Source organism: Alteromonas sp. MMG017 (assembly GCF_018100795.1).
In the GTDB taxonomy this organism is placed as follows: Bacteria; Pseudomonadota; Gammaproteobacteria; order Enterobacterales; family Alteromonadaceae; genus Alteromonas.
The window spans coordinates 296,268-318,416 of record NZ_JAGJDY010000003.1 but is presented as its reverse complement, the minus strand read 5'-3'; the positions used below and the strand labels follow the sequence as shown (position 1 = coordinate 318,416).

Below are 22,149 nucleotides of genomic sequence, written 5' to 3'. Positions count from 1 at the left end.
TTACCATGAAAACCAAACTTGCCATTTTATCAGTAGCCAGCCTACTAGCCATGCCCGCAGTGGCAGACATTAAAATCAACGGATTTGCTAATCTTATCGGTGGTATGACACTAGATGATGACGAAGCAGTCTACGGTTACGATAGCGATTTCAATTTCGAACCTGCAAGTGTTTTCGGACTTCAAGTTCGTGGCGATGTTAGTGAGAAGCTTTCTGCAACAGCGCAGCTAGTTGGCCGTGGAAGTGACGATTACGATGCAAGTTTTGAATGGGCATACATGACTTATGCACTTTCAAATAACTCGAGTATTAGTGCTGGTCGAGTTCGCTTGCCATTTTTCAAATATTCTGCTTCTTTAGATGTGGGTTATTCATATCACTGGTTAACACCACCTGATTCAGTTTACGGCGTACTTATTAACAATATGGACGGTGTTCGTTACGACTACAGTAACTATGCGGGTGATTGGGAATACGGTGTTCAGGCTTTTGCAGGACGCTCGGAGGCTGACACAGTAGAGGCGGATAACCTTACTGGTATTTCGTTTGAAGCCACTCGTGATTGGTTTAATATTCGTACTATTTATGCGCAAGCTAAATTTACTAGTCCAAATGAAGATCTTGATTTTTTAACTGATAGCATTAATCAATTTTCTGCAGTTGTTCCTACTGTCACTAATTTTTCAAACAACTTCTTAATTGATGACGATTCGGTTGGTTTCTTCGAACTTGCTGTCAATATAGATAAGTACGATTGGTTTGTAGGTGCAGAATATACCCACATTTCATTTGATGATGCTCCTATCGCAAATGATGATGCTTGGTATGTTACTGCGGGAATGCGTTTCGGTAAGTTCACGCCGCACATTACCTATGAACACAAAGAGTCAGATCCTGATGATGTTGCAACTTACTTAAACGATGTTCCTTCTACTATTGCTACTGGCGATGCCGTTACTGATGGAACATGGTCAGCGTTGTATCAAGGTTTTGCAGCTGTAGCCGCATCAACATTAGAGGATACATCTGCGTTAACGGCAGGTTTACGTTACGATGTTGAGCCTGGTTTCGCGGTTAAGGGTGAAGTGACTTGGTTTGAAGACGATGCAAACGACGCTAATGATGCGACTCTCTTAAGAGTTGGTGTTAACTATACTTTCTAGTATTCATTTATTACTGTCGTTTTGGCCCCGCTCAGCAATGAGTGGGGCTAAGATATTTCTAAAGTTTTTTAAGAATGTGAAGATATAGAATTATAAAGCCATGATTAGTGGCCGTGCCTAAAGTAACGTGACGTAATTGGTGAGATAAAAATGAATTTTCTAAAAAAAATGCCCATCGCAACAAAGATTTTTCTTATACCGGGAATTGCTGCACTAAGCTTTATTATTTACCTCTTAATTACTGTTTTCGTTGCTCTAAACAACGGCGACACCCTTGAGAAAGTTGAAAAGGTCCAGTTTCCCGCACTTCAATTGTCTGCCTCTACATTAGTTGATATGCAAAAAGTGAGAGACACGCTAAGTAGTGCTGTGACCACTGGCGATCAAGATACATTAAGCGCTGCGAGTGAGATAGCTAAAGAAGCGAAAGCTGGGCTAGACGAGATAAGTGCGATAAGTCCAGAATTTCGTTCCGCGATATCGAAAATTTCTGACGGGTTCGATAACTATTTTGAAGTAGCTTTCGGTGTTTCCCAGTCAATGGTTGATGGCACTGCTGACTTTAGCCGCTTAGGTCAACTATCTGCCCAAATGAATGGTTCATACGATGCGGTGATCGCCTCAATGACGAATTTTAGAGATGAGCAACAGTCCGCATTTGATGCTTCATTCGCCAAAACCGATGCGGCGAATACTTCGTTAATTAGCACTGGTGTGGTAATGACTATTGTCGTTACGTTATTATTATTCGCTACTGCTGTGCCTATTGTTCGTGGCATTAAGCAGAGTATTGATGATGTGGTACGCTCGCTTAAAGATATTGCCCAAGAAAATGGTGACCTGACTGTTCGAATCGCAACGAAAAGTGAAGATGAAATTGGCGAGCTGGTTTATTGGTTTAACCAATTTATGGATAAACTGCAAGGCGTTGTGAAAGACGTGGTAGAGGCAAGTTTACCGTTATCAAATTTAGCGCAAAACCTTCGCGGCCTAACGGAAGAAACGCAACGTACCATCGACATTCAACAGCAGTCAGCACAAAACGCTAAACTCGCGGTTGATACTATGAGTGGTTCGGTAGATGGTGTAGCACACAGTGCCGCGCAAGCGGCTGGTGATGCCAATGAAGCCACTAGCGCTGCGGGTGAAGGTCGTCAAATCGTACAACAAACTGTTTCTAGTATTCAGCAGTTAGCCGAAAACGTGCGTGAAACCGCTGATGTGATTGGTCGTTTGGAATCAGATTCGAACAAAGTTGGCTCGGTACTCGACGTTATTAAAGGTATCGCTGAGCAAACCAACTTACTTGCGCTTAATGCCGCTATTGAAGCTGCTAGAGCCGGCGAACAAGGGCGTGGTTTCGCCGTTGTTGCTGATGAAGTACGTACACTAGCATCACGTACTCAACAATCGACTGAGGAAATTCAAAGCACTATTGAACAACTACAAAGTGCAGCGCATTCAGCGGTAGAAGTGATGTCTCGAGGTACCGAGCAAGCGACGAATAGTGTTGAAACGGCTAATAAAGCGGGTGTTAGTTTAGAAACGATCACCAGCACCATTGGTCGCATTAACCAAATGAACGAACAGATTGCACACAACACTGAAGATCAACGTTCAGTGGCGGTAGACATTGTGAAGCACGTTGAAGAAATTCATCAACGTACAGAGCAAACCTCTACTCGCTCAGGCGAATTAGGTGTTATGTGTAATGAACTTGCGGATTTAGCACAGCATCTAGAATTGATAGCGAAACAGTTCCGAGTATAATCGCTAACCCAATATTAAAAACGCCCTCACCATTGAGGGCGTTTTTGTATCTGGCATTAATCAATTAGCCCGCAGTGCAAATTGCGAAGTTACTGATCAATCAATGTTGAAAATGGAACTTACTCATCGTGGCAAGTGACCACTTTTTTGCTATAGCTTTAGCGCTAACTCAATATAAAAAAATCCCCTGACGAAGCAGGGGATTTTTAATTTTTTATTACTTTTTTGCGAGTATTCTACTCGTCTAAGAAGCTTCGTAGCTGCTCAGAGCGGCTAGGATGACGTAGCTTACGCAATGCCTTCGCTTCAATCTGACGAATACGCTCACGGGTAACGTCAAACTGCTTACCCACTTCTTCAAGTGTGTGGTCAGTATTCATGTCGATACCGAAACGCATACGAAGTACTTTCGCTTCACGTGCTGTAAGCCCTGCCAACACTTCTTGTGTTGCGTCTTTAAGGCTACCGCCGGTCGCAGAATCGAGGGGCTGAATAATGGTGCTGTCCTCGATAAAATCGCCTAGGTGCGAATCTTCATCATCGCCAATTGGCGTTTCCATTGAGATTGGCTCTTTAGCAATTTTCAACACTTTACGAATTTTGTCTTCTGGCATAAGCATGCGTTCAGACAATTCTTCAGGTGTTGGCTCGCGACCCATTTCTTGCAACATTTGACGAGAAATACGATTAAGTTTGTTAATCGTTTCTATCATGTGTACAGGAATACGGATAGTACGCGCTTGGTCGGCAATAGAACGAGTAATTGCCTGACGAATCCACCAAGTAGCATAAGTTGAGAACTTATAACCACGGCGATATTCAAACTTATCTACCGCCTTCATCAGGCCGATGTTACCTTCCTGAATAAGGTCAAGGAACTGCAAACCACGGTTAGTGTATTTCTTAGCAATTGAAATAACCAAACGTAAGTTAGCTTCAACCATCTCTTTCTTCGCACGGCGAGCTTTTGCTTCACCAATTGACATACGACGGTTAATATCTTTGATATCAGCAATAACCAAACCAGTTTCTTGTTCAACCTGGTTCATTTTGCTAATACAGCGTTCAATTTCTTCTTTATTTACGGCTAATGCATCAGAGTACGCAGCGTTAGCTTTAATCGCTTTTGTTAACCAAGCAGAAGACGTTTCGTTTCCTGCAAATGCCTTGATGAAATCTTTCTTAGGCATTTTGGCGTTAACAACACAGAACTTCATAACAAGACGTTCTTGGATACGCACTTTGTCCATCATCGAACGCATGTTTTTAACCATACGATCAAATTGCTTAGGCACTAGACGGAATTCTTTGAAGACTTCACTCAATGCATTGATTTGCTCACGAGCGGCAGCATGAGAGCGACCTTTCTTCTCGATGACGTCACGTGCTTTGATGTACTGATCACGAAGGGCACCAAACTTAGCGCGTGCTAGTTCAGGATCTACACCGCCTTCATCTTCGTCTTCTTCATCATCATCGTCGTCTTCATCTTCCAGTTCTTCTTCTGAAAGTTCAGAGCCGATATGCGTGGCCGTAGGAGCAAGATCTTGATCATCATTCGGGTCAACAAAACCAGAAATAATGTCGCTGATGCGAATTTCTTCTGCTTCGTATAAGTCCCACTGATCGAGCAAATAAGTGATGGCTTCAGGATATTCAGCAACAGAGCACTGAACCTGATTGATTCCATCTTCTATACGCTTGGCAATTTCAATTTCGCCTTCACGAGTAAGAAGCTCAACCGTACCCATTTCACGCATATACATACGCACAGGGTCGGTGGTACGCCCAATTTCGCTTTCTACTGTAGCAAGCGCTTGAGCGGCAGCTTCAGCTGCGTCTTCATCGGCGGTTGCTTCTTGCATGAGAAGTTCATCTGAATCTGGAGCAGATTCAGAAACTTGAATTCCCATGTCGTTGATCATGCGGATAATATCTTCAATTTGATCAGAATCGACAATATCTTGCGGCAGGTGGTCGTTAACTTCTGCAAAGGTTAAGTAACCTTGCTCTTTACCTTTTGCAATCAGGAGTTTAATCTGAGACTGCTTGCTTTGCGCCATATAACCTACACTTCTCACATTCAATTAGTTTGCAATAGAAATACCCATACCAAAGAGGTATGTACATTATTTCTCTGTAGTACTACTGTTGTATCAATGCCGCTTCCGCTCGGTGTCACGTCATATTAAACGGTGCACACCTGCCCGGGTTTGGTTCTGCCCGTTTTGTTCGGCTTTATAATTGCTACTGACATTGCTGCAAATTTGTTCACATTTATGCTTATAAGCTTGCGTGCAGCGAATTAGCCAGTATAGCAGAATTATTAATGGTTTTACCAGATTGACGGCTGTTTTTTTAGCCAGTTATTAGCCTAGACCTTGTGGTCAGCTTTTCTGGCGTTCCTTCATTAACAAGTTCAGTTCCTCTTTTTCCACTTGAGTTAGTGGCTGAACCCGAGAGCGGGAAATTAAAGTTTCAATGCGGCTATCGAAATGCCAATCGAGTAATCGAGCAAAACTGTCGCTATAAACACGTTCAGCTTCCTCGTCTTTAACAAGATGTTCTTGTAACAATAATTTCGCGATAGTAGAAGAATGGGGATGATTGCGGAAGTTTTCAACTAGCTGCGCAGTGGTTGCTTGAGGATTTTGTGCACAATAACGATGAATATCCAATAAAAGGTCCATTCCGGTGGCATCACTCCCTTCAAATACAGAAGGTTGCACGTCATCACAGCGTGTGGCTAGCGAAGGGGAATCTAGCAGTAATCGAATCAGCATGCGTAGCGGTGACAAGCGGGCTTTTCCTACCTGGTTTCTATTCGCTGAATAAGCGGGCTTGCTACTGGCGTGATTCGCTTTGGATATATCTTGCTGTAACTTAAATCTATCGTATTCACCGGTATGTTTAGCAAGCTCTTCTAATAACATCTGCTTTTGGTCGTCACCCTGTACACTTTCAATTAATGGCATGGCGGCTTTGCGAAGCGCTATCTTGCCTTCCGGTGTACCCACTTTATGAGTTTTCAATTGGTTTTCGAAAAAGAAGCGTGACAATGGCATGGCATTATCAAGCATTTCCATAAAGGCATCTTTGCCAATTTTTCTTACCATAGTATCTGGGTCTTCGCCGTCAGGTAAGAATAAGAAAGACAGTCTGACGCCGTCTTTTAACGCGGGCAGGGCATTTTCCAACGCGCGCCATGCTGCTTCTCGACCTGCACGGTCGCCATCGTAACAGCAAACAATATGCGGCGTTGCTCGCACTAACATTTGCATATGTTCAGCCGTGGTAGCGGTTCCAAGTGCAGCCGTTGCTTGGTTAATACCAAACTGACTTAATGCCACTACATCCATATAACCTTCAACAATGAGTACTGCATCGAGTTGACGGTTTTGTTGACGAGCTTGGTAAAAACCAAATAGCTCACTGCCTTTATGGAAAATACGGGTTTCAGGGGAGTTTAAGTATTTTGGGCCGCCGTCTTCTAATACACGGCCACCGAAACCGACTACGCGGCCTCGCTTGTCCCTGATAGGGAACATGATTCGGTCGCGGAAGAAGTCGTAACGTCTGCCTTGGTCGTTTTGATTAACCAGTTTTAAGTCGATAAGCTGCTTTACGCGGGCTTGGTCTTTGCCAAAGGTTTTTAGCAGGGCGTCCCAACTGTCTGGCGCATAGCCAATTTCCCATTGCTTAACGATATCGCCGCTAAGCCCTCGGCTTTTCAAATAATCTATGGCTTTTCCGCTATTTTCATTTTGTTTTAGTTGGTGTTGAAAAAAGCGAACAACGTGTTCCATTAGTGAATAGTCGTCTTGCTGCTGTTGCTTTTTCTCTTCGCTAACAACAGGCAAGTGGCCTTTCTCTCTCGGTACTTCTAATCCATAGAGTTTGGCGAGTTCTTCAATGGCCTCAACAAATTCAAGGCGGTCGAATTCCATCAAAAAGGAAATAGCGTTGCCGTGCGCACCACAACCAAAGCAATGATAGAACTGCTTTTCTTGGCTTACGGTAAAAGAAGGGCTTTTCTCATTATGAAAAGGGCAGCAAGCTTGATAATTTTTGCCCGCTTTTTTTAACTTCACTCTACTATCAACAATGTCTACAACATCGGTGCGTGAGAGAAGATCATCAATAAAATCGCGAGGTATTTTTCCGGCCATGGGGAGACACTAATGCTTATAACGGTAATTAGAGTAGCACAAAAAAGTACTTTAACAGGGAAGGTAAATAATGAAAACGCCAGGTTTGCGATTACACAAACCCGGCTAATTCTATTTCTACCGCTATATCTTTGACGATATTTAGGCGTTCAAACGGGCTTTTATTTTAGCGCTTAGTGCGCCCATATCGGTACGGCCTTGCACTTGTGGTTTTAGGCTACCCATTACTTTACCCATGTCTTGCATACCTTGAGCACCGGTGCTTACCATTGCTTCATCAATTAAGGCGGCAAGTTCGTCTTCGGTTAAAGGCTGAGGAAGAAAACCTTCCAACACAACAATCTCTTCACGCTCTTTACTGGCCAAATCATCACGGTCAGCGGCATCAAACTGAGAGGCGGCATCTTGACGTTGTTTAACCATCTTGGTTAATACTGCAAGAATATCGCTATCACCTAAGGTGATTTGCTCGTCAATTTCACGTTGTTTAATGGCTGCTATTGCCATGCGAATGGTGCCTAGACGTAATTTCGCTTTAGCGCGCATTGCATCTTTTTGTGCAGATTTTAAATCGTCTATTAAAGCCATGATGCTCCCAAATTAAGTAAAGTTTCAACAAAGAAGGGTTGTCACTATAAAGGTATAAAAAAAGGAATAAAGAAAAAAGTAAAACAGTAAAAATAAAAAAACACGCTATACAAGCATATCCATGAAAAGGCACACGCTATTAAATAAGGGGCAAGTCAGTGCGTATTAAAATCGGGCGCCTAACAGGCGTTCTTGATGTTCTTTAATTCACTATACATTAAGCAGTACATTAAATAATGCGCTGTTCATTAATAATGGACTGACGATAATCAATAATGGTAACAAGCGTTAATGAAGAATTTTCCGTACCCCAGAAACGCGAAAGGTGCTGCAAATGCAACACCTTTCAGACTCGTAAGTTAACCCTGTATTAGTAGAGTTTTACGCGACGTGCGTTTTCACGAGCTAATTTCTTTAGATGACGCTTTTTCGCAGCGGCTTTCTTACGCTTGCGTTCCCAAGTAGGCTTTTCGAAGAACTCACGACGACGAACTTCAGACAATACGCCTGCTTTTTCACAAGAACGCTTAAAACGACGCAGCGCTACATCAAACGGCTCGTTTTCTCTAACTTTAACGATAGGCATTTAAACACTCACCTCAAAACTTTTGCTGTATAATTCCGGGAAATTGAGCGCTAAAAAGGCCACCCGGGTTAAAAATGGTGCGAAATTCTAATCATTTCCGAACAGAAAGTAAAGACTGAATTGCCAAAAAATAGGCAATATTGCGCAAATAAACGAAGCACCATTCCAAGATATGCGGAATAAAGGTAAACTCTGCGCCCTCTGAGACAAGGTAATACCTTTTATCTGTCTACGTGAGAAGAAGAATTCAGCGCGATCCCGCATTGGTTGAGTGGATCATATCACAGATCGCAGATGATCAAACAGGTCAGGTACTGATCTATTGTAATAAACTTTGTTATTAAAGACGTAAAAGTAAGGTTTGGCTCAATGCAAATATTAGGAATAGTATGCGTATATTAGGAATAGAAACTTCTTGTGATGAAACGGGTATTGCCGTTTATGACGACACTGCGGGGTTATTGTCACACGAATTATACAGCCAAGTTAAATTACACGCCGATTACGGCGGTGTAGTGCCTGAACTTGCGTCACGAGATCATGTTCGAAAAATTATTCCCCTTATCGAAAAAGCGCTTAGTGATGCTAACACCCAACCTAGTGAATTAGACGGCGTAGCCTTTACCCAAGGTCCAGGCCTTGTTGGTGCCTTATTAGTCGGTTCATCAGTGGGCCGTTCTTTAGCGTATGCGTGGGGTGTACCTGCGGTAGGTGTGCATCATATGGAAGGGCATTTACTTGCCCCCATGCTAGAAGATAACGCACCTGAATTTCCCTTTATTGCATTGTTAGTATCGGGCGGCCATTCTATGTTGGTAAAAGTAGAAGGTATAGGCAGCTACGAAGTACTTGGCGAGTCGATAGATGATGCTGCCGGCGAAGCCTTCGATAAAACCGCTAAGCTTCTGGGGCTTGATTATCCTGGTGGGCCTTTACTAGCTAAATTGGCTGAAAAAGGTGAGCCAGGCCACTACAAATTCCCACGTCCTATGACAGATCGCCCCGGTTTAGATTTTAGCTTTAGCGGTTTAAAAACGTTTGCAGCCAATACTATTCGTGCTGCGGATGACGACGAACAAACCAAAGCAAATATTGCTTATGCATTTCAAGAAGCGGTTATCGACACGTTAATCATTAAATGTAAGCGAGCGCTTAAACAAACTGGGATGAAGCGCCTTGTCATTGCTGGAGGCGTAAGTGCGAACACCATGCTGCGCTCACAAATGAAAACCTTGATGGACGATTTACGTGGGGAAGTGTTCTACCCGAACTTGGCATACTGTACCGACAACGGTGCCATGATTGCCTATGCAGGTATGCAGCGTTTAAAAGCAGGTGAAATATTAGGGCTTTCTTCACAAGCCAAACCTCGCTGGCCACTCGATACGTTAGCGCCTGTATAATAAAGCTATCGTGGGGCAGGGTTATCATGCTAACTAAAAAGTATGTATTTAGCTTGTAGGACAACCATTATGTTTGAAAAGATTCAACCTTGGCGATTCATTCAATTTTACGTAAAGCTATCCATTGCTAGTGTTTTATCGCTAGTAGCTTTATATGCCAACGCCCAAAGTCATAACAATATCACGTTAGACCCCATTACCAATTTACCGGTCCAGCACGAAAAAAATCATGTCGTACTCATCTCATTAGATGGGTTTAGGCATGATTACATTGAACTTCACGATGCAAAAAATCTCGCCCGTATTGCTAAAGCGGGTGTGCGATCAACATCATTAACGCCAGTTTACCCTGCCAATACGTTCCCTAACCATATTTCGATTATAACGGGGCTGTTGCCCATAAACCACGGTATTATTGATAACCGGTTCTATGCTAAGTCGCGGCCTGATAGTGCGGGGGGATATGCTAAATATTCGATGGGTAAAGCTAAGCAAGATAGTAGTTGGATTACGGCATTACCCCTTTGGCATTTAGCTGAATTTCAGGGACATAAAGCAGCGACCTTTTTCTGGCCTGAATCTGACGCCAGAATAGCCGGCGCTCTTCCTACCTACCTTTACCATTATTCAAAGTATGCGGACTACCAACAGCGGATTGATCAAATTGTTCAATGGCTACGTTTACCTGAAGCATCACGCCCACTCTTCGTTGCAGGCTATTTTTCGCTAACCGATACGGTGGGTCACGACGAAGGGCCTACGTCGTCAAAAACAAAAGAAGCCGTAGCTGAGGTTGATGAGTTAATTGGCCAACTGTATGACCGTCTGAACACGCTGCCCATAAAAGTAGATTTAGTGATAGTGTCTGATCACGGTATGACAACATTAAAAGACAGTCATAACGTTATGGTGGAATCTCTAGATATTCCGGATTATTTTACCATTAATAATAGTGGTGCTCTGGTTCGATTATATGCACATTCTGAGGTGTCGCCCGAGCTAATTGCAGATGAGGCATCACGGCTTAATGCGGTCGCAAACGGCCAATTTAAAGTGTTAACCACTGCTGAGCGTAATAAAAGGCAGATACCGTACAACGAGCGCACTGGCGACATTATTATTGAAATTTCGCCTCCAGGTCGTTTTAGAAGTAAAGAGGACATCCATGTTAGTAAAGGTGGGCATGGATACTTAAATACGCTTCCAGATATGGGAGGGTTATTTGTTGCATCTGGCCCCTCATTTGAAGAAGGTAAGACAGTGCCTGCGTTTAGCAATTTGGAAATATACCCAGCGTTGGCGGAAATTATGGGGCTGGAATTACTGACAACTATTGATGGCGAAATTGACGTATTAAGGCAAGGTTTACGATAAATCATCAATAGCGTTTGTTAGGCCAACAGGATGATAGTAGTTACTCTTTGGTATTGCCCTTGTCCCAAATTTTACCTTCAGAACGGCTCATCAATCGGGCGATATTTTCCCGGTGCCGTAAGATGATAAGTAAAGACAGCATGAGTACCGGAACGGTATAAAGTGGCTTTATTAACCACGTAAACAGCGGCGCTAGGCTGACTGCAACCAATGCGCCGAGTGACGAATAGCCGGTAAGAAACACCACAATTACCCAGCTTAGAATAAGTAGCCCTGCCAAATCTAACCCAATAGGTAACATGGAACCAAATGCCGTTGCTACTGCTTTGCCCCCTTTAAAGCCAAAATATAAAGGGAAAATATGGCCTAAACATGCGGCAATAGCGATAAGACCTAAAAGCACGGGTTCCAAGCCTAGAAAGTAGCTTGAGTAAACCGGAATAGTGCCTTTCAAAATATCCATTACCAACACCAGCAAAGCCGGAATTCTGCCACCAATTCGATATACATTGGTGGCGCCGGGGTTCTTAGAGCCTGCAGTACGGGGATCGGGGAGAGAAAATGCTTTGCAGATAACTACCGCGCTCGATAAAGAGCCAAACAAATAGGCTACACAAATCATTAATAGGGCTAACGGTATCATTATTGCTGCTTTAACCTGCTGCTTTGTACACTAAACGTATATCTACACTAATAATATGAGGCGAATGCTATTGTGCGTGTTGCCCCCACTTGCAGTACAACGGTATAGTTGTGCCACCATCGCTCTAAGGCGAATAACGTAAAGCGTAAAGCTACTCCATTCAAAAGTGATATACCACCTTTTGAGAAGAAGTTAACGTGGTAGTAAGACCAGTATGGTCATAAGAATGAAAAGGTTTATGGGAAAAATATATATAACAGGGCTAGCTGTCGATACCCTCATTGGTGTGTATGATTGGGAGCGCGAGCGTTTAACCACGCTGTTGCTCGATGTTGAACTCGACGCTGACCTAGATGCTGCAATGCAGTCGGATAATGTTGATGACACCATTAACTACGCCGACGTGGCTGATTGCATTACTGAGGTAGGGAAAAACAGTCGCTTTATGCTGCTAGAAGCATTTGGCGGTGCTGTAATGAACCAAGTACTTGCCACCTTTGGGGCTCATGCTATTCGCCTGAAAATTGTGAAGCCGAATATTCTTCCTAATGCACAAACGGTGGCAGTGGCTATGTATCAGGAAAAGTCCTAGTGGGGCGTCATACGATTTTAATTAGTGTGGGTTCTAATATCGACAAAGAACACTACATACGAGAAAGTATTAAAGCGCTTAAACAGAATTTCGATGGCGTTAGCTACTCTTCGGTATATGAGAGTGAGTCAGTCGGCTTCGATGGCAGTGCTTTTTATAATTTAGTGGCGAAAGCCGAGACTTCTATGAGTATCATTGAAGTGCGAGATACCTTTCGTCAGATTGAAAGCGACAATGGCCGTAAACACGGGGAAAAGAAATTTTGTTCCCGTACACTAGATTTAGATTTACTCACATACGACGACCAAGTTACCCATGAACCCGTCGTATTGCCTCGGGAAGAGATTCTGTATAACGCCTTTGTACTATGGCCGTTAGCTGAATTGGTTCCCAATGATATTCACCCTGTTGAAGGCAAAACCTACGAGGCGCTTTGGCAGGCTTTCGATAAAGAAACACAAGCACTCTCGCCCATCAATTTTACTTGGAGCTAAGCAACGGAATGACACTGTTCGAAATAATCATATTGGCCATTATTCAGGGCGTTACCGAGTTTTTACCTATCAGCAGTTCTGGGCACCTATTATTGCCCGCAGAACTATTTGGCTGGGTAAGTCAGGGGTTAGCGTTTGATGTTGCTGTTCACGTGGGAAGTTTACTGGCGGTAATGATTTATTTTCGCCAAGAAATCGTACAAATGACAGTGGCGTGGGTTACCAAGGGATTCACAAAAGAGCAAAACACTGACAGTAAGTTAGCCTGGTATGTGATTATCGCTACTATACCTGCTGTAATTATTGGTTTTGTCATGAAAGACTGGATAGAGCTTAACGCCAGAACTGCCCTTGTTATCGCCGCTACCACCATTATTTTTGGCCTAGCCCTATGGTATGCCGACGCCACCGCGAAACGCACTCAAGAATTAACATCGCTTAACTGGAAACAAGCATTGTTGATTGGTTTAGCGCAAGTACTGGCGCTAATCCCTGGTACTTCTCGCTCGGGTATTACCATGACAGCAGGTTTGATGCTGGGCTTAAATAGAGAGAGCTGTGCGCGCTTTTCGTTTTTACTGTCTATCCCTGTTATTTTGGGCGCCGGTTTGCTCGCCACTCTTGATTTATTACAAGCTAACGAAGCAGTTGATTGGTCTGCGTTGCTTTATGGCGCTGCGTTCTCATTTGTGAGTGCTTACTTATGTATTTACCTCTTCCTTAGCTGGATATCGCGAATTGGTATGCTTCCATTTGTGATTTATCGCTTACTGTTAGGCGTCATTTTGCTTTGGTTCGTTTTTGCATAAGCTTTTCCCCAAGCTGTTAGCATAGGGTTCATAATACTGTGTTGGCGTAACACAAAGGAGCGACTTCCCTTTTAGGACGTCGCCTCTTTTGAAGTATTCAGCAACGCAGTATGGTTACAATAATTGATGCAGGGAGTACGCAATGTTAGACACTATTTTTACGAAGATTATCAATAAAGAAATTCCAGCAGATATCCTTTATGAAGATGATATCTCGTTGGCGTTTAGAGACATTAACCCGCAAGCGCCGGTGCATTTTTTAGTGATCCCGAAAAAAGCAATTCCTACTATCAATGACATCACAAAAGAAGATAGAGAGTTGGTGGGGCATTTATCTTATATTGCTGCGAAGGTAGCCGCTGAATTAGGTGTGGATGAGCAGGGTTACCGCACGGTAATGAACTGTAATGAGTTTGGTGGGCAAACGGTGTACCACATACACTTGCATGTACTAGCCGGTAAAATCATGGGCTGGCCGCCATATACCGATAACGCTAAGCGTTTAGAATAGCTTTTAAACGCATAGCGATAAGTTTAATAGCCGGCTAGTTGCTTAACACAGGCAACTAACCGGCTTAGTCTTTACTAAACCACTTATAGAAAGGAAGTGGTTAGTTCAAACCAAGTACCTTTTTGCCTTGTTCGAAGTGAATATCCACAGGAATATTTGCCGCTTCTAAGCGTGCTAAATCTGCCGCTAGCTGTGGTTTAATTACGCCCATACTGTCGACAAGTTCTGCAACACCGTCGTAATCGCCATCACCTTGCAAGGTTAATATAAGCTCTGATAACGCGGCTACTGCTGCGCCCATTTTCTCAACATTAACGCGATAAACACCGTCTTCGGTTTGCTCAAAAGCGCCTTCTTGTGCAAAGAAATTAAAGCGGATCATATTCGCTTTACCGTGTGCACTAGAGGCCCCAAAACGGACTGAACGGAAGATGCCAGCCATAAAGGTGACATAGTAATCTTCAAGTGTACCTTCTGAAATCTCACCTTTTTCGAGCAAGCTTTGAATCATGTAAAGGCCCAAAATGTCAGCTTTACCTTCTTCTAAGGCAGAGGCGTGCTCTTTTAGCGAACCCCTTACAGTATCGCTGCCATCAAGGGTGTTTTTTATCCCTAAGCCATGCGCCACTTCGTGAAACATAGTGTTAGCAAAGAACGCATCAAACGTAATGTGAGCGCGTTGCTCAGGTGCAATTAGCATATCTGCAATAGGAATAAGAATATTGTCGAACTTGGCACGCATCGCGTTTTTCAGTTGCAAGCGACGGGTGCCTTTTTCAAGCTGTACACGCTCATCGTTAGGCAAGTTAATCGCAATGGTTTTACTGCCAGCGTTTGAATGACCCGCGTAATACACTACATCATAGGCGTTTAAGTCGGCATCGGAGCCTGGTACTTCTGCTTTGTACTGGGCAGGTACAGGTAAACCTTGTTGTAACTCTGGAAGAAATGCTGCGTATTTTGCGAGCTTTTCACTCCAAGCTAAATCTTTTACCAGAACGTAGGCTTCAAAGGCGGCGCGATAACCAAATAGCTGGTCTTCATAGCTTTCAATTGGCCCAATTACCAACTCTACAGGGTTGGTCTTCATGTCCATCCATGCCATGTCAGACGCTAAGTAATCGTCGGTAAGTAATGCTTGTGCACGAAGGGTTAAGTAGGCTTTAAAGCTTGAGTTTTCTGCCAGTTCAGCCGCTTCTTTTAGAATTTTGGATGCTGCAGTTAATTCACTTTTGTACGCCTCAGAGTAGGGTACAGAGTAAAGGTTGCCAGCTTCATCTTGCTTCACTAACGAGTATAAGCCTTGTTTGCCTTCAAACGTAGCGGTGGCGAAGTCGGCCTTTGTCATGTTGTGAGGATAAAACTCTGCACCTAGGGCTTTTTCTTCATAGCCTGAAAGAAAAGGGCTATCGCCGTTCAATCTGTCCCATGGGCCGTAGTTGATTGAAGCAAAGTGTTTTACATCGTCGCTTTTAATATTATTTAGAAACTCACTTTTATCGCCGAAAAAGGCTTGTTTCCAAAATAAGTCATCCATTATCTTTGATGCATCAATAAGCAAACCAATCATCTTTTGTTGGTTGTCGCTTAAGTGGGATAAATCGCTTGTGAGTTCAACGGGATGATAAATAGATAGCCGAGACTCATTCACAAGAAGGGCACTATCAACAAGGGCACTATCGGGTGATGCAGTTTGCGGAGCCTCTACAGAAGGATTTGTTTTTGATACTGTCTCTTCTGGCGCCTTAGAGCAGGCGCTCATAAATAAACTTGTGGCAACAGCCACTGCAAGAGTAGAGTAATGTTTGCGCGGAAATTTCATCATAAAGGTTTCTGTTCTACATTTATTGGCAGGATAAGAATATACAATAAAGTAACACGTTAGCGAGCGGCGTTTTGATGTGTATCAAGGTTTCATGTAAAGGCATATGTACTACACTGTTCATAACGCGTAATAATGCATATTCAATGTTGAGTTAGTAAAAGGTTCAATATTATTCGAGCTCAATAACGGTTATAACATAAGGGGAATGTGATTTCCTGCTATCATAAAGCTATGCTTTTCATATGCGTAGCGTATAGTGGAATAGTAAGTCTCTGAGCAACTGCAACTTGGTCATTTACTCGCAAACAAGGATTACAGTGTAACCGCGGGTATCTTAAATTCATTGCCTTTTAGTGGCTATTTGAAACATATCTAAGGGTAGGTATATGTCTACACAAAATGCGCTCTCAACAATTCTGGTTGAAAAAATAACAAACGACACACTCGTACTTCCTACATTACCGGCTATTGCTTTAAAAGTAAGAAAGTCAGCGGACGATCCTAATATCAACTTAAGTGCGATGGGGGATGTTATCGGACAAGACCCCTCACTAAGCGCAAGAATGATTAAAATTGCGAACAGTGCTTATATGGGTCGCAGTATCAAAGTAAATTCTATCAGCCAAGCGGTAACCCGCATTGGTTTACGCCAAATCAAAAATATTTCAACCGCGCTTGCCATGGAGCAGCTGTTCGTTTCTAAAAACGATGTAGTGAGTGCCTATTTACAAAAAGAGTGGGCGAATACGGTAAATATCGTGGCTAACTCAATGGCGGTGATGCAGCTTTATATCGCTCGCACGAAAAAGCGTGAAATGAGTATGGATATTATGACGCTAACAGCGTTAACCCATAACATTGGCGTATTACCTATTTTAACCGAAGCGGAAAGACACCCTGAAGTGTTTGCGAATCCAACCTTTTTAGAAGTGGCTATCGACAAGCTAGCGGGCCGAATTGGCGCTAGTATTATGCGAGAGTGGGGCTTTGGTGAAGAGTTTGTGAGTGTAGCCAAATGCTGGAAAGACTTAAGCTATATTCCTGAGCAGGTTACCTACATAGATTTCGTTCGTGTTGGTGCGGCCGTTTCTGGCGCAATGGACAGTCAAAAAGACGCTGTTTTGAACTTAGCCATACAGCGAGATGTGATTGATGATGTGGCGGTACTTCACTCAGATGAATTTGCCGACCTTGCCAGTGCCGCAAAGCAAATATTTGCCTAACACGTTGCGACTATAACGCTGGTAAGCACGATGACTTAAAGCCGAACTTATGTTCGGCTTTTTTGTTTGTTACTTTCAACCAGCATTAACAATAAGCCGAGTAATAGGCCCCACACCGCTGAGGTGATAGATAGAAGACTGAAGCCTGACGCCGTACATAAAAAAGTGACTAAGGCAGCGTGACGGTATTTGTCGCTCTCTACGGTTTTGACTAGAGCGGCTTGCAAGGTAGCCAGCAGCGCAAGACCTGCCAGTAAATGCACCACAATCGTGGGCATTGAAACGAATAAAACCACCACAACAGAGGCGAGTAGCCCCATGAATAGGTAGCCAATGCCGGCGGCAATGGCCGCTTTGTGGCGCTGACTTTTATCTTTATCTGCTTCTTCTCCCATGCACAATGCCGCGGTTATTGCCGCAAGATTAAACGTGAACCCGCCAAACGGCGCCAGCACCCCCTGCAATATGGCAATGCCACTTAGCACTTTTTTATGGTCGGGGTGGTAACCATGGGCATGGTGTATCGCAATGCCGGGTAAATTCTGAGAAAGGGTAGTAATAATGTACAAAGGAATGGCAAGCCCAATCGCGGCGGTAACTGAAAACTCAGGGCTAACCCACACAGGAGTAGGTAGTGCGAGTGTTAAGGGAATTTCACCGTTTAAGTAGCTACTCGTGACGATAGAAACAGCCAGTAAACACAACATAAGGTAGCGAGGGAAAAATCGGCTTCCAGCAAGATAGATAGCCAGAAAACTGGCAACAATATAGGGATGTTGTTCTACATCAGTGAATATCGATATACAGATAGGCAATAGAATACCTGCCAGTAGCGCCGATGAGATACTAGTCGGAATACGGCTTATTTGATTGAGCAAACTGCGACTTTGCGCGGTAACCAGTGAAAGCACTGCGCAGATAATAAAGGCGCCGATACTCTCTGGGAGACTATACTGTTCCACGCTACCTAATAAAAAGGCCGCACCAGGGGTAGACCATGCAGTGACGACAGGCATTTTCATTAGCCAAGAATAGAAAATACAGGAAATGCCCATGCCTAGGCCTAAGGCGAGAAGCCAACTAATGACCATATCAGGGCTTGCTCCCGCTTTACGGGCAACATCAATAACAATAACAACAGCGCTGCTATAGCCAACGGTGACTGCCGTTAATCCTGAAGAAATGTGGCTAATCTGCCATTTTGATTTCATCTTTGCCTCAACAATTTGAACCTATTTCTAAACTACTTCATACTATGTGCGTTATAACGTACGCAATAAGTTAACTCTACACTTGTGCGCTATAACGCACAAGGCGTTTTATTTAAAATGCTAAATAGACGCTAGTTGTTTAAATGTGACAAGAAGCAGAGAATGATGAAGACCAATAGCGATGCACTACAGGCAGGGGACTTTTCGTTAAGTATCTCTACGCGTTTAAAGCAGTTGCGTGGTGATATGGGCTTGTCTCTTGATAAAGCCGCCACGTTAACCGGTGTGTCTAAAGCCATGTTAGGCCAAATAGAGCGGCAAGAATCAAGCCCGACTATTGCCACATTATGGAAAATTGCGACAGGGTTAAATGCTTCGTTCTCCTCTTTTATTGCAGCAAACGCACAGTCTGAATTCGATGTTAATCACGGCTTTATTCACGACCCAAACATGCAAGTGAAAACCCTTTTTCCATTTGATGTAAACAAAGGTTTTGAGGTGTTTGAAATTACCCTAACTCACTTCCATGAGCAGCGTTCTACCGCACACCAAAGTGGGGTAACAGAGCATATTCATTGCATTGAGGGTAGGTTAACCCTAAGGCAGGGCGATGAGAGTAGAACCATAACGGCAGGCGAGCAGTATTTGATAAATGCCGATCAAGTGCATGGCTATAAAGATGAAAGTGGGAAAACCCGGTTTATTAATATTATCCACTACCCGGTGTTGTAAAGGCAGCTGGCAGGCAAGTGATTAGAGGTAAAGCGGCTGGCTAACGGATGGCTAAGATAAACAGAATGTTGAGCAATACCCATGGGGCACTGCTCAACACGTATTAATGTCACGCTAGTTAAACACGGTTTAGGTGTTAGCGTCGTTCAAGTTGAGCGTTTCACGCAAGAAGTTTAGCAAAGTACAAAGCTCTGCAGACATTAACGCAAATTCAGCATCTAGGCGTGCTTCAACTTGGTCTTTAGGAATGTCTTCAGTCTCTTCTTTTAATCTATCGGTAAACTTAATACGCTTTAACGAGCCATCTTCAGCAATAACTGCCGTTAGGGTATCTTGATATTCAAACGCTACTTTTTGTACCAGCTTACCTGCATCCAAGTGAATCGTGATTTCATCACTATCAAGCGGCTGGTTCTTACAGCGAATAATACTGCCAGCATCATCTGTAGATTTGAACTCGGCTTCTTCAAGTAGTGCTATGCCATCTGGCGCAGCGTCAGTCAGCCAGTGAGTCAGTTCAGACTGCAAACTGTGGCGAGCTAAAGGCACAACCGGTAGTGAGCCAATGGCTTTTCGGACTAGGGCTAAAAAGGCTTCAGCTTTGCCATCGGCAGAGGCATCAACAGCCACAAGGTTATCTTCTAATGAAATAAACCCATGGGTGTAAGTGTTTTTAGTAAACGCTTGAGGTAACAAGCGAGTCTGAATTTCCTGCTTAAGATCAGCTTTCGCCTTTTTACCGACAGGCGAACCGGTTTCCATTTCAATTTTGGCAACCATGTCGTCCAGTTCGGCATTAATTACCGCGGCAGGAAGTAGCTTTTCTTGCTTCTTAACAGTAAGCCAGTAACGTTGGCCAACACGCTGAAACATAGTGCCTTGTTTGCCGGCTTGAGAGAAAGGGGAGGCAAAGCCCATAGTGGCCAAGTCTTGACTCTTACAAGGACGGAAGGCTTGCTCGCTTAGCACGCGCTCTAGGTCGTCATCGTCAAGGGAAAGTGGCTGTGTAATTTGGTAGGCTTTTATATTTTTAAACCACATTTGAGGCTATCTCTTTTAAAAATGGTGGGCAAGCGTACCAAGCTAGCGAATGCGGTGCAACGGATATAGTACGGGAGCTATAGAGATTTTTTGTTAAGCAGGTTTGCCCTTCATAGGAAAGCGAATGGTATATTGGAGGCCATCGCCAGGTTTGCTTTGCGCTTCAATGTGGCCAGATAAAGACTGAGTAACAAGATTGTACATAATGTGTGTGCCAAGCCCGCTGCCGCCTTCTCCTCGCTTAGTGGTAAAGAAGGCATCAAACAACCTATCTAAATCATCATTAGATAAACCTTTTCCGTTGTCACGGTAACGCATTTCTATGGTGTTGTTATCAGTACTCACATCCAACGTAATTTTGCCATCGTTAGTGTCTTCAAAACCATGCACTAAAGAGTTCACAATCATGTTCGTCACAATTTGGGCAATGGCCCCTGGTGCACAGCGAATATAAAGATCTTCAGGGCAATTGACCACTATTTCATGATTACTATGCTTGAAGCTTGGCTTGAGCGATTTAATGATGTCACGAATGTAATCGTTAAGGTTTATCTCTCGCTCAGTTTCGCTGGTTTGATCTACCGCCACTTGTTTGAAGCTGGCGATAAGCTCAGATGCTCTGTTTAAGTTAGTTAACAGAAGATTAGCCGTTTGTTCAGCTTCATTAATGAAGTTTTCCATGTTCTTAGTTGTCAGGCTTTTTTCTTCAAAACCCGTTTTTAAGTTATTGAGTCGCTCTTGCAAAAAGCTGGCTGCCGTCACGCCAACGCCCAATGGAGTATTCACATCATGGGTAATGCCTGCTACCAACCCGCCAAGAGAAGCCATGCGCTCAGATTCGACTAACTGATCTTTGGCGAGCTGTAAATTTCCCATTGAATTCGCCAACTCCGAGTTTCTTTTACGAAGCTCATCTTCTATATACTGCCTATTTTCATTCTCTTGACGAAGCTCTCTTTGATTCGCGATAAGCTCGTCTTTTTGCTGTTCTAGGCTAAGCATAATTTGAGAAAGCGAAGAGGTTTTCTTGGCCACTTCTTGTTCTAAAATGAGGTTCTGGTCGTCTAATTTTTTATTGGCATGTGACAGCTGACTTTGGGCATTGGTCAACTTGCTATTAGATACGATTAAATCGTCGATAACATTGTTGTACGACTCTTTTAGTTGCAATAATTCATTATCGTCACTTATTTTGACTGAAAGCTTACTTTCTTCAGGGTGAAGTGGATCGAACCCTTCCATTTGATGGGTGATTTCAGCCAAGGGTTCGGACAACATGGTGCGAAACGCGGTCATAAAAAGAAACACCAAGAAGGTTGTTTTTATTAACGCATTACCAATAAGAAAAAAGATCCCAATTTCAATACGACCAAAAATAGTATCGAAACTTGAGTAGAGCGTTACATCGCCTACAGTCGATTCTCGTCCTGAAAATTTAAATATTAATGGAAAGCTATAACTGAAAATACCACCTGGGTGGTCTTCAATAAGTTCTTCTTCGATAGGAGAGCGGGGACGCTGAATGCTTAAACCGTAGTCGGCAATTTGATTGCCATTTTCATCCCTGACTTGTACACCTTCAACAATAGGAAGTTCTAATAACCCCTCTGCTATTGAGCTAGCTTGTTCGGTGTTCAATTCCCACAGGGCACGGGTCAAGCTGGTTGAGAAGGTGTTCTTTAAAGTTTGTAATTCATCTTCGACATGATCTTTGGTACTAAGATACTCAGTAAAAATCTGTCCAACGGTAACAATAAGCGTAAGAATGAAGTATACAGAAAGCACTCGTGTCAGCAGTTTTCTTGATAACCCAGTTTTTACCGCCGCCATTGAACAACATTCCTCTGTCTACAATTTACTTGACCTTCATTGCCAAGAATATGCGTAAATGTATGAATAAACAAGCAACCTCTGTGAAGAAAGTTTTACCTATCTTTGTCGAAAACTTGACACATTAATGTAATCGTTTTAATAAAAGTGTCACAGTGCACATTAATAATAGCGGCGTTTTGTGA

At 43.3% G+C, this 22,149-nt stretch carries 19 protein-coding genes; 10 read left to right on the top strand and 9 right to left on the bottom strand.

Annotation, left to right across the window (positions count from 1 at the left end; translation table 11 throughout):
• Positions 1-5 precede the first annotated feature (5 nt).
• On the top strand, positions 6-1,163 hold the full coding sequence (locus tag J8L84_RS06110) for a topoisomerase IV (protein ID WP_211069902.1): 1,158 nt from the start codon (positions 6-8) through the stop codon (positions 1,161-1,163).
• Between the two features lie 150 nt (positions 1,164-1,313).
• Positions 1,314-2,933: a methyl-accepting chemotaxis protein gene (locus tag J8L84_RS06105; RefSeq protein ID WP_211069901.1), complete on the top strand. Its 1,620-nt coding sequence runs from the start codon at positions 1,314-1,316 to the stop codon at positions 2,931-2,933.
• Between the two features lie 236 nt (positions 2,934-3,169).
• Here the strand turns inward: J8L84_RS06105 and rpoD are convergent, their stop codons facing one another.
• The 4 genes from rpoD to rpsU form a co-directional block, all read right to left on the bottom strand.
• Complete coding sequence (rpoD, locus tag J8L84_RS06100; RefSeq protein ID WP_013785437.1) at positions 3,170-4,996, bottom strand: RNA polymerase sigma factor RpoD; 1,827 nt, start codon at positions 4,994-4,996, stop codon at positions 3,170-3,172.
• Between the two features lie 324 nt (positions 4,997-5,320).
• Positions 5,321-7,102, bottom strand: a complete 1,782-nt coding sequence (dnaG, locus tag J8L84_RS06095) for a DNA primase (protein ID WP_211069900.1) — start codon at positions 7,100-7,102, stop codon at positions 5,321-5,323.
• A gap of 141 nt (positions 7,103-7,243) precedes the next feature.
• Positions 7,244-7,690: a GatB/YqeY domain-containing protein gene (locus tag J8L84_RS06090; protein WP_062086005.1), complete on the bottom strand. Its 447-nt coding sequence runs from the start codon at positions 7,688-7,690 to the stop codon at positions 7,244-7,246.
• 370 nt (positions 7,691-8,060) lie between these two features.
• Positions 8,061-8,276 (bottom strand): 30S ribosomal protein S21, encoded by a 216-nt coding sequence (gene rpsU, locus J8L84_RS06085; protein WP_012517258.1) that lies wholly within the window; start codon positions 8,274-8,276, stop codon positions 8,061-8,063.
• Between the two features lie 389 nt (positions 8,277-8,665).
• Here rpsU and tsaD point away from each other — a divergent pair, with 389 nt between their 5' ends.
• Positions 8,666-9,679, top strand: a complete 1,014-nt coding sequence (gene tsaD / locus J8L84_RS06080) for a tRNA (adenosine(37)-N6)-threonylcarbamoyltransferase complex transferase subunit TsaD (protein WP_211069899.1) — start codon at positions 8,666-8,668, stop codon at positions 9,677-9,679.
• Positions 9,680-9,748: 69 nt separating this feature from the next.
• Complete coding sequence (locus J8L84_RS06075; RefSeq protein WP_211069898.1) at positions 9,749-11,053, top strand: ectonucleotide pyrophosphatase/phosphodiesterase; 1,305 nt, start codon at positions 9,749-9,751, stop codon at positions 11,051-11,053.
• Between the two features lie 40 nt (positions 11,054-11,093).
• On the opposite strand, the gene plsY is transcribed toward J8L84_RS06075, so the two are convergent.
• Positions 11,094-11,696, bottom strand: a complete 603-nt coding sequence (gene plsY, locus J8L84_RS06070) for a glycerol-3-phosphate 1-O-acyltransferase PlsY (RefSeq protein WP_211069897.1) — start codon at positions 11,694-11,696, stop codon at positions 11,094-11,096.
• A 238-nt stretch (positions 11,697-11,934) separates the two neighbouring features.
• On the opposite strand from plsY, the gene folB reads away from it, so the two are divergent.
• From folB to J8L84_RS06050, 4 genes are all read left to right on the top strand, one after another.
• The gene (gene folB, locus J8L84_RS06065) at positions 11,935-12,288 is read left to right on the top strand and encodes a dihydroneopterin aldolase (protein ID WP_211069896.1); all 354 of its coding nucleotides are present in this window, start codon (positions 11,935-11,937) and stop codon (positions 12,286-12,288) included.
• Positions 12,288-12,782, top strand: a complete 495-nt coding sequence (gene folK, locus J8L84_RS06060; protein ID WP_211069895.1) for a 2-amino-4-hydroxy-6-hydroxymethyldihydropteridine diphosphokinase — start codon at positions 12,288-12,290, stop codon at positions 12,780-12,782. The genes folB and folK overlap by 1 nt, the downstream gene beginning before the upstream one ends.
• Positions 12,783-12,790: 8 nt before the next feature.
• On the top strand, positions 12,791-13,591 hold the full coding sequence (locus J8L84_RS06055; RefSeq protein ID WP_211069894.1) for an undecaprenyl-diphosphate phosphatase: 801 nt from the start codon (positions 12,791-12,793) through the stop codon (positions 13,589-13,591).
• A gap of 142 nt (positions 13,592-13,733) precedes the next feature.
• On the top strand, positions 13,734-14,102 hold the full coding sequence (locus J8L84_RS06050) for a histidine triad nucleotide-binding protein (protein ID WP_211069893.1): 369 nt from the start codon (positions 13,734-13,736) through the stop codon (positions 14,100-14,102).
• Positions 14,103-14,202: 100 nt separating this feature from the next.
• Here J8L84_RS06050 and J8L84_RS06045 read toward each other — a convergent pair whose 3' ends face one another.
• The gene (locus J8L84_RS06045) at positions 14,203-15,924 is read right to left on the bottom strand and encodes a Zn-dependent hydrolase (protein WP_211070039.1); all 1,722 of its coding nucleotides are present in this window, start codon (positions 15,922-15,924) and stop codon (positions 14,203-14,205) included.
• A gap of 389 nt (positions 15,925-16,313) precedes the next feature.
• On the opposite strand from J8L84_RS06045, the gene J8L84_RS06040 reads away from it, so the two are divergent.
• Positions 16,314-17,150, top strand: coding sequence for an HDOD domain-containing protein (locus J8L84_RS06040; protein WP_211069892.1), 837 nt, complete (start codon positions 16,314-16,316; stop codon positions 17,148-17,150).
• Positions 17,151-17,197: 47 nt separating this feature from the next.
• Here the strand turns inward: J8L84_RS06040 and J8L84_RS06035 are convergent, their stop codons facing one another.
• Positions 17,198-18,361: a benzoate/H(+) symporter BenE family transporter gene (locus tag J8L84_RS06035; RefSeq protein ID WP_211069891.1), complete on the bottom strand. Its 1,164-nt coding sequence runs from the start codon at positions 18,359-18,361 to the stop codon at positions 17,198-17,200.
• Between the two features lie 162 nt (positions 18,362-18,523).
• On the opposite strand from J8L84_RS06035, the gene J8L84_RS06030 reads away from it, so the two are divergent.
• On the top strand, positions 18,524-19,093 hold the full coding sequence (locus tag J8L84_RS06030; RefSeq protein WP_211069890.1) for an XRE family transcriptional regulator: 570 nt from the start codon (positions 18,524-18,526) through the stop codon (positions 19,091-19,093).
• Between the two features lie 129 nt (positions 19,094-19,222).
• Here the strand turns inward: J8L84_RS06030 and rdgC are convergent, their stop codons facing one another.
• Complete coding sequence (gene rdgC, locus J8L84_RS06025; protein WP_211069889.1) at positions 19,223-20,134, bottom strand: recombination-associated protein RdgC; 912 nt, start codon at positions 20,132-20,134, stop codon at positions 19,223-19,225.
• A 93-nt stretch (positions 20,135-20,227) separates the two neighbouring features.
• Positions 20,228-21,964 (bottom strand): HAMP domain-containing sensor histidine kinase, encoded by a 1,737-nt coding sequence (locus J8L84_RS06020; RefSeq protein WP_211069888.1) that lies wholly within the window; start codon positions 21,962-21,964, stop codon positions 20,228-20,230.
• Positions 21,965-22,149 lie beyond the last annotated feature (185 nt).